Origin of the sequence: Pseudonocardia halophobica (genome assembly GCF_027922425.1) — a bacterium.
GTDB lineage: Bacteria > Actinomycetota > Actinomycetes > Mycobacteriales > Pseudonocardiaceae > Pseudonocardia > Pseudonocardia halophobica.
This window is the reverse complement of record NZ_BSFQ01000002.1, coordinates 1-11,849: the sequence shown is the minus strand read 5'-3', so window position 1 is coordinate 11,849 and position 11,849 is coordinate 1. Positions and strand designations below refer to the sequence as shown.

The 11,849-nt window shown below is 71.2% G+C and carries 10 protein-coding genes and 1 pseudogene; 8 read left to right on the top strand and 3 right to left on the bottom strand.

All coding sequences use genetic code 11. The features are described 5' to 3' along the window. The first annotated feature begins 3 nt into the window (after positions 1–3). From PKE99_RS02425 to PKE99_RS02400, 6 genes are all read left to right on the top strand, one after another. Positions 4–1,218 (top strand): cation:proton antiporter, encoded by a 1,215-nt coding sequence (locus tag PKE99_RS02425; RefSeq protein ID WP_063739617.1) that lies wholly within the window; start codon positions 4–6, stop codon positions 1,216–1,218. Between the two features lie 56 nt (positions 1,219–1,274). Continuing rightward, positions 1,275–2,096, top strand: coding sequence for a glucose 1-dehydrogenase (locus tag PKE99_RS02420; protein ID WP_037039548.1), 822 nt, complete (start codon positions 1,275–1,277; stop codon positions 2,094–2,096). Continuing rightward, the gene (locus PKE99_RS02415) at positions 2,093–3,001 is read left to right on the top strand and encodes a cyclase family protein (RefSeq protein ID WP_037039545.1); all 909 of its coding nucleotides are present in this window, start codon (positions 2,093–2,095) and stop codon (positions 2,999–3,001) included. Before PKE99_RS02420 ends, PKE99_RS02415 begins: the two co-directional genes overlap by 4 nt. An 8-nt stretch (positions 3,002–3,009) precedes the next feature. Beyond that, positions 3,010–4,584: a GMC oxidoreductase gene (locus tag PKE99_RS02410; protein ID WP_037039544.1), complete on the top strand. Its 1,575-nt coding sequence runs from the start codon at positions 3,010–3,012 to the stop codon at positions 4,582–4,584. A 31-nt stretch (positions 4,585–4,615) separates the two neighbouring features. Beyond that, positions 4,616–5,359, top strand: a complete 744-nt coding sequence (locus tag PKE99_RS02405) for an SDR family NAD(P)-dependent oxidoreductase (RefSeq protein ID WP_037039542.1) — start codon at positions 4,616–4,618, stop codon at positions 5,357–5,359. 108 nt (positions 5,360–5,467) lie between these two features. Continuing rightward, complete coding sequence (locus tag PKE99_RS02400; RefSeq protein WP_197040401.1) at positions 5,468–6,868, top strand: APC family permease; 1,401 nt, start codon at positions 5,468–5,470, stop codon at positions 6,866–6,868. Between the two features lie 65 nt (positions 6,869–6,933). Here the strand turns inward: PKE99_RS02400 and PKE99_RS02395 are convergent, their stop codons facing one another. The 3 genes from PKE99_RS02395 to PKE99_RS02385 form a co-directional block, all read right to left on the bottom strand. Further along, a complete protein-coding gene (locus tag PKE99_RS02395) occupies positions 6,934–7,806 on the bottom strand; it encodes a GNAT family N-acetyltransferase (RefSeq protein ID WP_037039538.1) in 873 nt (290 codons plus the stop codon). A gap of 15 nt (positions 7,807–7,821) precedes the next feature. Further along, positions 7,822–9,081, bottom strand: coding sequence for a DMT family transporter (locus tag PKE99_RS02390; protein WP_051736588.1), 1,260 nt, complete (start codon positions 9,079–9,081; stop codon positions 7,822–7,824). 93 nt (positions 9,082–9,174) lie between these two features. Next, entirely contained in the window at positions 9,175–10,098 is a 924-nt protein-coding gene (locus tag PKE99_RS02385) for a GNAT family N-acetyltransferase (RefSeq protein ID WP_051736587.1), read from the bottom strand. Between the two features lie 121 nt (positions 10,099–10,219). Between PKE99_RS02385 and PKE99_RS02380 the strand changes: the two genes are divergently transcribed. Next, positions 10,220–10,843 (top strand): TetR/AcrR family transcriptional regulator, encoded by a 624-nt coding sequence (locus tag PKE99_RS02380; RefSeq protein ID WP_051736586.1) that lies wholly within the window; start codon positions 10,220–10,222, stop codon positions 10,841–10,843. Positions 10,844–11,435: 592 nt separating this feature from the next. Next, positions 11,436–11,750: pseudogene (locus tag PKE99_RS02375) on the top strand (transposase); the annotation flags it as partial. Positions 11,751–11,849: the final 99 nt, after the last annotated feature.

The window sequence follows — 11,849 nt, the reverse complement described above, 5'->3', positions numbered from 1 at the left end:
GTCATGCAGTTCGTCAACCTCCTGATCGTCGTCACGGTCGCCTTCGCCGCGCCGCTGGTCGTGCGGCTGTTCCCGGCGCTGCGGCTCCCCTCCCCGGTACTGGAGATCCTGATCGGTGTCGTGCTCGGCCCCTCGGTGCTGGGCTGGGTGCAGATCGACCAGCCGGTCGAGGTCCTGGCCCTGATCGGCCTGGCGTTCCTGCTGTTCCTCGCCGGACTGGAGATCGACGTCCACCGCCTGCGGGGCCGGTCGCTGCGGCTGGCTCTGATCGGATTCGCAGTCTCGTTCGTGCTCGCCGCCGGTGTGGGCTTCGCCCTGGCGGGCTCCGGACTCACCCGAGCCCCGCTGCTCGTGGCCATCGTGCTCTGCGCAACGTCCCTCGGGCTGGTCGTCCCGGTGCTCAAGGACGCCGGCCAGATCATGAACCAGGCCGGTCAGCTGGTCATCGCGGCGGCGTCGATCGCCGACTTCGGCGCGGTGATCCTCCTGTCGCTGTTCTTCTCCGGCTCATCCACGCCGGCAGGGCTCAAAGTGCTGCTGCTCGGCGGCCTGGCGGTGGTGGCAGCGGTAGCGGTGCTCGCTCTGATGCGGGTCGAACGATCCACCCGGCGTCTGGTCGCCATGCTGGCCGACACCACCGCGCAGATCCGTGTCCGGTTCGCCGTGCTGATGCTCGTCGCGTTCGTGGCCCTGGCCGCCGGGCTGGGCTTCGAAGCGATCCTCGGGGCCTTCCTCGCCGGCGCGGTGCTGCGGCTCGTCGACCCCGCGGCAGCGGTCACACACCCCCAGACGGCGGTGAAGCTCGACGCGATCGGTTACGGGTTCCTGGTACCGGTGTTCTTCGTCGCCAGCGGCATCCAGTTCGACGCAGCTGCGCTCTTCGGGTCCACGGCGGCTGTTGTCCAGGTACCTCTGTTCGTGGTGGCGCTGCTCCTCGTCCGCGGGCTACCGGCCCTGCTCTACCGGCGCAGCATGGGCACGCGACAGACACTGGCGGCTGCGTTCCTGCAGGCCACCTCCCTGCCGTTCATCGTCGCCGCGGTGGCGATCGGGCAGCGGCTCGGGGTGCTCTCTCCGGCGACCGGCGCCGCCCTGGTCGCCGCCGGGCTCGTGTCGGTGCTCGTCTTCCCCGCCGCCGCCCTGGCGGTACTACGCGGCGCACGAACGACCACCACCTCGACGAAGGAGCCGGACCCCTCGGAGGCGGGGCGGGCGTAACGGTCGGGGCCACCGCAGAGTCGGTTCGGTGAGTCCCACACACGGAGGAGGACACGATGAAGGGCTTGACGGGCAAGAGGGCGCTGGTCACGGGTGGCAGCTCGGGAATCGGTCAGGCGATCGCCGTGCGACTCGGTGAGGAAGGTGTCGACGTCGCCATCAACTACGTCGGGCCGCCGGAGGGCGCCGAGGCGACCAAGGAGACCATCGGGCACGGCGTGCAGCAGTGCATGAAGCAGCTCTCGGCGAGCGGGACGCACCCGATCCTGGTCGCGGCGGACGTCTCCGACGCCTCCCAGGTGGAGCAGATGTTCACCCAGGTCCGCGACAACTACGGCGGGATCGACATCCTGGTCAACAACGCCGGAATCCAGATCGCCGCCGACACGGACGTGCTCGACGTCGCCGACTTCGACCGGGTCCTCGCGGTGAACCTGCGTGGGGCGTTCCTGTGCGCGCAGCAGGCCGTCCGCGGCTGGTTGGCCGCCTCCGCGCCCGGCTGTGTCGTCAACGTCTCCAGCGTGCACCAGGTGATCCCGAAGCCACGGTTCGTGGGCTACTCGGTGTCGAAGGGCGGGATGCAGAACCTCACCCACACCCTCGCTCTCGAGTACGCCGCGCGCGGGATCCGGGTCAACGGGATCGGGCCCGGGGCGACGGTCACACCCATCAACCAGTCGTGGATCGACGACCCGGTCCGGCGGGCGGCCGTCGAAGCGCACATCCCGATGCGTCGGGCCGGCACCGCGGACGAGATGGCGGCGGCCACCGCGTTCCTCTGCTCGTCGGAGGCCGGCTACATCACCGGCCAGACCCTCTTCGTCGACGGCGGCCTGACCCTGTACCCGTCGTTCGAGACCACCTGGTCCTCGGAATGAGCGCCGCCGACACCCGCCCCCGGACGAGCGTCGCCTCGTCGGCCGACCAGTGGTGGCCGTCGCGCTACGGCGCCGGAGACCAGGCCGGAGCCCTGAACGAGATCGGCCCCCGCGCGGTGGTCGAGGCGGCGCGGCTGGTGAGGACGGGCCGCGTCTACGACCTCGCGCACGTCCTCCACGCCGACATGCCCGCGTTCACCGGACGCGCCTTCACCCAGGTGCTCCAGCCCGATCAACCGCCCGTGGGCCGCAACCAGGTGCACTGGGTGATCGAGGAGATCACGGCGACCCAACAGATGGGGACCCACCTCGACGGGCTGAACCACCTGCACGACGGCGACCGCACCTACAACGGGCACCGGCTGGCCGACATCCGCACCCCGTACGGCACCGACAAACTCGGCATCGACACTCTCCCGCAGATCGTCACCCGGGGTTTGTGCCTCGACGTCGCAGCGATCCGTGGGGTCTCCCGGCTCGCGCCCGGCCAGGTGGTCACCGTTGCCGACGCCGAAGCCGCTCTCGCCGCAGCCCACCTGGCAGTCCGTGCCGGCGATGCGGTGCTGTTCCACACCGGGCACGGCGTCCTGTGGGACGCCGACCCGGACGCCTACGCGCACGGCGAACCCGGGCCGGGACACGCGCTCGCGAAGTGGATCTCCGGCCACCGCATCGCGCTCACCGGATGCGACACCTGGAGCTTCGGCCCGTATCCCCCCGAAGACCCCGACGAACCTTTCAAGGTGCCGCAGATCCTCAACACCCGCCACGGCGTGGTCGTCGCCGAGAACCTGCGGCTCGACGAGCTGGCCCGCGACCGGGTGCACGAGTTCCTGCTCGTCGTCGCGCACGCGAAGCCGCGCGGTGCCACCGGCGCGTGGGTCGCCCCACTCGCCATCACCTAGGAGTAGCAATGGAGCACTACGACGTCATCGTGATCGGCTCCGGGGCCGGAGGCGGCACCGTCACCCACGCCCTCGCCCCCACCGGCCTGCGGATCCTGCTCGTCGAACGCGGCGACTACCTGCCTCGTGAGATCGAGAACTGGGACCCGCGCGCGATCTGGCTCGACGGGCGGTACAACAACGCCGGCCAGTGGACCGATTCCGACACCGGCAGACGCTTCACGCCGAAACAGCACTACTACGTCGGCGGGAACACGAAGTTCTACGGCGCCATCCTCTTCCGCATGCGCGAGCGCGACTTCGGTGCCGTCGCGCACGTCGACGGCGTCAGCCCGGCCTGGCCGCTCGACTACCGGGACTTCGAGCCCTTCTACACCCGCGCCGAGCACCTCTACCAGGTGCACGGCGCCCGCGGGGTGGATCCGGACGACCCGCCCTCCGCCGCGCCCTACCCGCACCCGCCCATCAGCGACGAGCCGAGGATCGCCCAACTGCACGCGGATCTGCACCGGGCGGGATTGCACCCGTTCCCCCTGCCCAACGGGATCCTGATCGACGAGACCCGCCCCCAGACGTCGGCCTGTGTGCGCTGCACGACCTGCGACGGCTACCCCTGCCTGACCAACGGCAAGGCCGACGCCCAGGTCGTCTGCGTGGACCCGGCACTGGCCTTCGGCAACGTCACCCTGCTGACCGGCGCCCGCGTCGACCGCCTGGAAACCAGTCCGTCCGGTCGGAGCGTCGAACGCGTGATCCTCACCCGCGGCGGGCGGCGTGAGGAGTACTCCGCCGACGTCGTGGTCCTCGCCGCAGGCGCCATCAACTCCGCCGCGCTGCTCCTGCGATCCGCCTCGCCCCGACACCCGCAGGGGCTGGGCAACTCCAGCGGTGTCGTCGGGCGCAACCTGATGATGCACAACAACTCGTCGCTCATCGCCTTCTCCAAGATCCCCAATCCCACGCGGTTCCAGAAGACGATCGGGGTGAACGACTTCTACTTCGGCGACCCTCTCGCCGACGACGACTGGCCCTATCCGCTCGGGGCCATGCAGATGCTGGGCAAGTCCGACGCGGTCCTGATCGGCTTCGACGCCCCGGAAGCCGACGATCCCGCCGAGCTCGCCCGCCACGCGCTCGACTTCTGGCTCACCACCGAGGACCTGCCTCGCGCCGAGAACCAGGTCAGCATCGATCACGACGGGGGCATCTCACTGCGCTACCGCCCTACGAACCTCGCCGCTCACACTCGGCTGCGCCGACGCTTCGTGGAACTGCTCGACGCCATGCAGTGCCGCGATCAGGTGCTGGAGAACTACAGCTATCGCGGCGGGCGCCTCGGAATCTCCGGCGTGGCACACCAGAACGGCACCGCCCGCTTCGGCACCGACCCGCGCACCTCCGCGCTCGACGTGGACTGCCGGATGCACGACCTGGACAACCTGTACCTGGCCGACTCCAGCTTCTTCGTCTCCAGTTCGGCGGTGAACCCGACCCTGACGATCATCGCGAACGCACTGCGGGTCGCCGATCACCTCGCCGAGAGGCTCGGCGCTCCGGCCCGGGCCGCGGTGGCGCCGGTGTAACACCGCGCCGCTGCCACCGAACGTTGCCGGCATGAACGAACTGTTCGACACCGGGGTCCTCGTCACCGGCGCAGCGTCCGGCATCGGCCGCGCCAGCGCGCTCACGTTCGCCGCGGGCGGTGCCCGGGTCGCGGCCTGCGACATCGACGCGACCGGGCTGGCCGCCCTCGTCGACGACGACGAGCGGATCGTCACGATCGTCGCCGACGTCCGCGACCCGCTGCAGGTCGAGGCGATGGTGGCGAGAGCGGTCGACGAGCTGGGCCGGCTCGACGTCGCACACAACAACGCCGGCATAGCCGGGCCGGTCCGCCCGCTCTGGGAGTACACCGAGGAGGACATGGCCGCGGTGCTCGCCGTGGACCTGCTCGGTGTCTGGCGGTGTCTGAAGTTCGAGGCCCGACAGATGATCGCCCAGGGCCGCGGCGGGGCCGTGGTCAACACCTCCTCGGTGCTCGCCGAGGTGGGAATGGCCCGGAACAGCGCCTACACCGCGGCGAAGCACGGCGTGCACGGGCTCACCCGCTGCGCCGCGCTCGAGCTGGCCCCTCACCAGATCCGCGTCAACGCCGTCGCGCCCGGGGTGACCCGGACCGCCATGATCGGACTGGCCGGACCGGACGCCACTCCGGTCAGTGACCGTCTGCTCGCAGACGTTCCCCTGGGCCGGCTCGCCGAGCCGGAGGAGATCGCCGATGCCGTGCTCTGGCTCGCCCGAGCGCGTTACCCGACAGGCGCCGTGCTCACCCTCGACGGGGGCTACACGGCGCGGTGAGACGGAACCATCATGGCGCTCCGGGTCGGGACTGCACCCTGCACGACGAGACGACCCGCACGAGCCGGTCCTCCCGGAGGCCGGCCGGCGGGACCGGGAGGACCGACGATGGCCGCATCGTCCACCGCCGATCAAGGCTCCCTACGGCGCGTGCTCGGGTTCTGGGGTACCGCGGCGGTGTCGGTCGGGGTCATGGCGCCGACCTTGGCGATGTCGGTCGTCGGCCCGGAACCGACCCGGCTCGTCGGCCGTGCGGCCCCGCTCGCCTTCGTCGCCGCCGCGGCTCTCGTCCTCGCGGTGAGTGCGGGGTTCCTCAACCTGTCCGGGGAGTTCGCCCACGCGGGGTCCGTGTACGCCTTCGTGGGGCACAGCGTCGGCCCCCGGTCCGGTGCCTTCACCGGCTGGGTCCTGCTGGGCACCTACCTGGTGTTCCCCTGGGTCTCCGTCGCGGGGATCACCACCTTCGCCCAAGGGCTGCTGCGTACCCTCGGCGTCGACCCACCCGACTGGTACCTCCTCGCGCTCGCCGGCTGGCTCGTCGTCGGCCTGCTCGCCGCCGGCGGTATCCGACCGACCAGCCGGGCGCTCCTCGCCTTCGAGGCCGCCGCGATCCTGCTGATCCTCGCGCTGATGGCGGTGATCGTGCACGCGATCACCACCGGCTCGGCTCCGGCCGCCCAGCGCGTCGACATCGCCGTGTTCACTCTTCCCGACGGTGTGCCGGTCTCCGCCCTCGTCCTGGCAGCAACCGCCGCGTTCCTTGCCTTCGCCGGTTTCGAGTCGGCCGGCTCGCTCGGTGAGGAGGCCCGCGCCCCACGTCGGGTTGTCCCCCGGGCGATGCTGGCCACCATCACCGCGGGCGCGATCTTCTATGTCGCCTGCGTCGCCGTGCAGAGCTGGGGTTTCGGTACCGACCCGGCCGGGGTCGCCCGGTTCGCGAGTTCGTCGGCGCCACTCGGCGAGCTCGCCGCCACGTACGCAGGCCCAGGGCTTGCCGCAGGGCTCTATGCCGTCGCGGTGGTCAGCGCCGTCGGAGCCGGGCTCGGCTGTGTGCTCGTCGCCGTGCGCACTCTGTTCGCCTTCGGCCGCGACGGGCTGCTCCCCCACATCCTTGCCCGGGTGTCACCACGCTCTGGGGCACCCAGCGCTGCGCTCGGCCTGGAGATGGGTGTCGGCCTGATCCTCATCTCCGGGTTCCGACTGGCCGGTACGACACCGATCGGGATGTTCTTCGCCCTCGCCACGATCGGCGTGCTCAACCTGCTCGTCATGTACACGATCACCAACCTGGCGGCGGCGGGGCACCACTGGCGCAATCACGGTCCGGTCCGTCGGATGCTGCTGCCGCTCGTCGGCGCACTGATCGCCGTCGCCGTGCTCGTCCAGACCATCTGGCCGCCGGTGACTGCGCTTCCCGTCGTGGTGGTCGGTTGGCTCGTGCTCGGGGGGCTCTTCGTCTTCATCGACCGCGTCCGGCTTCGGGATGCGTTACCCGAACCGGAGGGGTGAGCCTCCTGCACACGTGTACGGGAGCGGGAGGGCCCGCGGCCGAGATGGCCTGCCCGGCCATCAGGTCACGTACTCCCTGCTGCTCGGGCTCGCAGGTTCTTGACCAGGATCGCACGGGTGTACAGCAGGTCGAAACCGCGTCGCTGGGCGTTCTGCTGAGACTTCGATCCGGGCTGCGTGACGATGACGGCGAGGTCGCATCCCGCGGCGGCTGCGTCGGCAAGGCGGGCTGTGAGCAGTGCCGTCTGGACGCCGTGCCGGCGGTGTGCGGGCGTCGTCGCGGCGCCGGCGAACTGCGCGATGCCGTCGGTGAGGCGAAGGCTCGCTCCGCCCGCGAGCAGGCCGCCACGGAAGGCGGCGTAGCGCAGCACGCCGGCGCCGAGGGCGTCACGTTCTGCCAGCTCGTACGTCTCACGCGGGAACTCCTCGTGCCAAGGCAGGCCCTGGACGTCGGGCCGGGCCACGCTGTCGGCGACCACGCTCAACCACGCCTCGAACTCGTCGTCGCCGCTGCGGCGAACCTCGATGCCAGGCGGTGCCGGCAGTCCAGGCCGTCCGTCGAGAGCTCGGCCGAGGACGTTCTCGAAGGACTCGAGGCGGTAGCCACGGGTGGTCAGCACCGCAGCGATGTCGGGGTCGGCCAGGTGGGCGAGCTCGACCTGGGTGGGCTCGCCACGGTCGGTGAACGCCCGCTCGATCTCGTCGAGCTCGTCGGCGCGCGGTACACCGGCGAAGCCCAGACCGGTGACCTTGTTGTAGGGCGAGCCGTCGTCGGCGAAGCTCGCGACGCCCCCGGCGATCGGCAACAGGAATCCCCGCTCGTCGTCTCGCCGTTCATGGGCGGCCTCGGCCGCCGCGGAGATCAGGTCGACTTCGGCCCGCTCGACCCGCGCAGCGAGCGCAGTGTCGCAGAAGAGTGGTGCGCGGTCGGGGTGCATAGCCTCGGTCCTTCCTCAGGCGGCCTGGTCGTCGCAGCCGCAGGACTCGGTGGTCGACGGTGGGGTCGCGGAGCCGGTGGGCCGGGTCTGCGCTTCGTCGGCGGTGGTTGGCGGGAGCGTGCGGCGCTGGAGCAGCAAGGTCAGCCCGGCGACGACGAGGCCGCCGCCGAGTGCCTGGCCGGCTCCGAGCGACTCGCCGAGAAGGGCAACGGCCGTCACCGTTCCGGCGACCGGCTGCAGGTTCTCCAGCAGCGCGGCACGGGTGGCGGTGACGGTGCGGATTCCGGTGTTGAAGGCCAGGAGCGCGCCCACACCGCAGCACAGGACCACGACGGCGGCCCCGATGATGCGTGGGTCGGCGGTGGCGAGCCGGGTTCCGCCGGTGGCCCACGTTCCGAGGACGAGCGGGCTCACCGCGAGGGCGGCGCCGAGGAACTGCCAGGTGGTGAGCGAGAGGCCCTCACCCTTCTCGTCCTTGGCGCGCCGGGACCACACGGTGAACGTCGCACCGCAGGCCACCGAGGCGAGGACCAGAAGATTTCCGACGACGGAGCCACCCATGAGGTCGCTCGGCGCGGTACCGAACGAGACCACGGCGGTGCCGGCGAGCCCGAGGACCAGCGCACCGGCGGACCTGGGGTCCACCCGCTCGCGCAGGACGACCGCAGCCAGCAGCACGGTCAGCAGCATCTCGGTCCCCAGCAGCAGCGACCCGCTCGTGGCGCTCGTCCGGGCCAGGCCGAGGTCGCCGAGCAGGAAACTCAGACCCGGGGTGAGGGCTCCCTGCACCAGGCCGCGGCCTGCCCCGGCCCGCCGAAGCCGACCGGTGGTGGCCGCGACGGTGAGCAGGACGATCGCGGAGCCGCCCAACTCCACGGCCAACAGATCGGCCGGGCGCAGGCCGCGCAGAGCCAACACGGACACCGATGTGCCGACCCCGAACCCGATCGCGGAGGCGAGGACGGCGACCTCGCCACCGAGCGGTATCGGCGACCGCGCGAGCGCCCCGGGGTTCATGGCGGCTCTCCCGGGTGCGACGGCGACGGCAGCGGGTGGGACGGCCAGTTGATCTCTTTCCGCGGCGCGGCGCTGACGCTGCGGAACTGACGCGGAGGCGCCGCTGCCGGATGCGGCGCCGACAGGAGACACGCCGAACGCCGCCATCGTCGTGACCTGCCAGTGCGCCGGCACCGCGAACTCGGCCTCGACGCCGACCCGGTCGAAGGCTCGGAACTGGCGCACGGACAGCCCGAGCGCGTGGGCCTGGAACGTCATGTGGGCGACGGCCTGGCTCGGCGGTGGCCACGTGAGACGGGTCGAACACCGCCGGGCTCCAGCGCGCGGCCAACAGGGGATGCAGCGGCAGTTTCATCGCGGTGATGTCCAGCTGTCCGCGACCAGCACGACCCGGAACCCGTCCGGGTCGGCGACGGTCACCCCGACCTCGTCCCAGTACGGATTGGCGCTGCGCACCGGGTCGGCCGCGAGACGAGCGAGCACGCGGTGGACGGCCGCGCGCTCACCCAGATACAGCACCAGCAGGCCCTCCGGGTGCGCGGTCGGCGGCCGCAGGTGCTCGGTGGCCGTGAACTCCAGATGCGCGCCGGTGCCGGGCAGCTCGAGCATGACGCCGTCATAGCCGGCGTGGCCGCAGAACCGGTCGATCTCGGGCAGCCCGAGACCGTCGCGGTAGAACGCCAGCACCTCGGCCAGCCGGCCGGTCTGGCGGGCCACCCGGACCTGCACGCCGCACCGGTCGGCCCGGGGCAGGTCGCAGCGCATGAACACCCGGGCGTCGACCCGCAGCCCGTGGCGCGCCTCGGCGTCCCGGATGGCGGCCATCCCCGGGGTCCACTCGTCCGGGCGCAGGTCACGGAACCCGTGGCGGCGGTAGAACGGCCCGTTCCACGGCACGTCACGGAACGTCGACAGGGTGACCGCGACGTATCCGCGCTCCTGCGCCCACTCGGCGACCCGAGCGAGCAGCCGGGACCCCAGGCCACGCCGCCCGTGCTCGGGCAGCACGTCCATCTCCTCGACGTAGGCGACATGGTCGCGCACCGACACGATCACCATGCCCACCGGGCGGTCCACGACGTCGGCGGCTACCCACACCTGTCCGGCGTCGACGAGCCGCCTCAGTTCGACAAGCGGGAACGAGACGTCGAGTACGTCGTCGATCAGACCGAGACCGTCGAACATGGTGCCCGCCCCGTCCTCGATCTCACGCAGCCGACCGAGCTCCGCCGGTCGGGCCGGCCGGAGCCGGTACTGGGCGTCGGGTTCGGCCATGGCGGTCCTCCTCGTCCAGCAGCCGGTTCCTCTGTACCGGCTGGAGGGTTAGTCCTACAGACCTGTCTGTATTACACTCGAATTCGTGCGAACCCCGCGCCCGTCGCCTGCCCGCGAGCGGTTGCTCGCCGTCGCCGACCAGCTCTTCTACGAGCGCGGGATCCACGCCGTCGGGGTCGACACGATCGTCGCGCGGGCCGACACCGCGAAGACCACGCTGTACGGCCACTTCGGGTCCAAGGACGCCCTCGTTGACGCTTACCTGCAGCGGCGATCCCAGCTCTGGCAGGAGCACGTCGAGGCCGAGATCGCGGCGAGCGACAGCGGGCCGGCCGCCCGCATCCTGCGGGTGTTCGAGGTGCTGGGACGCTCGCTCGCCGAACCCGGCTTCCGCGGATGCCCGTTCATCAACGCCTGCGCCGAATTCGCCGACGATCACGCAGCCGCCGCCACCGCACGCGCGCACCGTCGCTGGCTGCACGGTGTGTTCGCCCGTCTCGCCGACCAAGCCGGGGCAGCCGACCCGGAGCTCCTCGCCACCCAGCTCGGCATGCTCTACGACGGATCCATGGTCGCCGCGCACGTCGACAGCGACCGCGCCGCCGCAACCACCGCCAGGGCAGCAGCCGCAGCACTGTTGATCGCGTCCGGCATCGAGGTCGACACCACCGCCGCGGTGGGGCTCCGAAGCGGTTCACCTCGGTGTTCACCGCTGGTAGCCCCCTGGGAGCGACCGGGCGGATGAACGCGGTCCCGCCGGAGCGGGAGGTCATCACCCGTGCGGCGTCAACGAGGAGGAGTCGGATCCCGGCCTGCTCGTCGGGGCTCAGGTAGCCGGTCGATCCCTGAAGACCGCGAGCAGAGCCAAGTCGCCTCCGGCGAGCGCGTCTCGACCGGGCATGTGGCCCGGGACACGCACCGTGGCGCGCGTCTGAGCCCTGTAGGCGCCACAGCCGGGGCACGCGAGGTGCGCCTCGATCACTGCGGCGTCCGTCACCGCCGGGGTCGAGCGTGGCTCACCGCTCGGATGTTGTTCCTGGCCACCTACTTCACCGCCTGACTGGTCTTCGCGTGGCTGCCTCGATACCTCGCACGCGATAGCCCGCTGGGAAGCCTGTCAACACTGCCGCGTGTCCCTTGAGGCTTGCCTCAGCAGTCCCCTGCATTCGTGAATTCCTGGTCACGGCAGGTACAGGTGGTCGACGCGCACTACTCCCCTCGGTCGCGTCCGGGGACGTGGTGTACGGCGTCGTTGCTGGTGTGCGGCGTGGCGTCGGGATGTGAGACGGCCATCGCGTGATCCTTCGAGTGCTCTGGTTCTCGAGGGAGGAGACGCGATGGCCGCGTCAGACAGTGTGACGGATGCAGTGAACGATGTGGCGGGCTGGCTCGATGAGCGGCTCGCCGAAGCCAGCCCGGATCTGCTCCGGTCGATGATCAAGCAGTTCGCCGAGGCGTTGATGGCCGCCGAGGCCGACGCCGCCTGCGGGGCCGGCTACCGCCAGCGCAGCGAGGGGCGGGTGAACTCGCGCAACGGTTACCGGATGCGGGACTGGGACACCCGCGCGGGCACGGTCGAGCTGGCCATCCCCAAGCTGCGGGCGGGCTCGTATTTCCCGGAGTGGCTGCTCGAACGCCGCCGGCGGGCGGAGAATGAACCGCCCCGGGTCTGGTGGAGGCTCTGAACCCACGGAAGGGTCGGAGCTATGGCAGCGCCGAGGAAGTACCCGGACCAGATGCGGGAGCAGTCG

What these genes read in the sequence shown, in the direction of transcription:
- PKE99_RS02410 (WP_037039544.1), top strand. Translation starts at nt 3,010, where the DNA reads ATGGAGCACTACGACGTCATCGTGATCGGCTCCGGGGCCGGAGGCGGC.
- PKE99_RS02395 (WP_037039538.1), bottom strand. Translation starts at nt 7,806, where the DNA reads ATGCACCCCGACCGCGCACCACTCTTCTGCGACACTGCGCTCGCTGCG.
- PKE99_RS02385 (WP_051736587.1), bottom strand. Translation starts at nt 10,098, where the DNA reads ATGGCCGAACCCGACGCCCAGTACCGGCTCCGGCCGGCCCGACCGGCG.
- PKE99_RS02425 (WP_063739617.1), top strand. Translation starts at nt 4, where the DNA reads ATGCAGTTCGTCAACCTCCTGATCGTCGTCACGGTCGCCTTCGCCGCG.
- PKE99_RS02420 (WP_037039548.1), top strand. Translation starts at nt 1,275, where the DNA reads ATGAAGGGCTTGACGGGCAAGAGGGCGCTGGTCACGGGTGGCAGCTCG.
- PKE99_RS02390 (WP_051736588.1), bottom strand. Translation starts at nt 9,081, where the DNA reads ATGACGTTCCAGGCCCACGCGCTCGGGCTGTCCGTGCGCCAGTTCCGA.
- PKE99_RS02400 (WP_197040401.1), top strand. Translation starts at nt 5,468, where the DNA reads ATGGCCGCATCGTCCACCGCCGATCAAGGCTCCCTACGGCGCGTGCTC.
- PKE99_RS02415 (WP_037039545.1), top strand. Translation starts at nt 2,093, where the DNA reads ATGAGCGCCGCCGACACCCGCCCCCGGACGAGCGTCGCCTCGTCGGCC.
- PKE99_RS02405 (WP_037039542.1), top strand. Translation starts at nt 4,616, where the DNA reads ATGAACGAACTGTTCGACACCGGGGTCCTCGTCACCGGCGCAGCGTCC.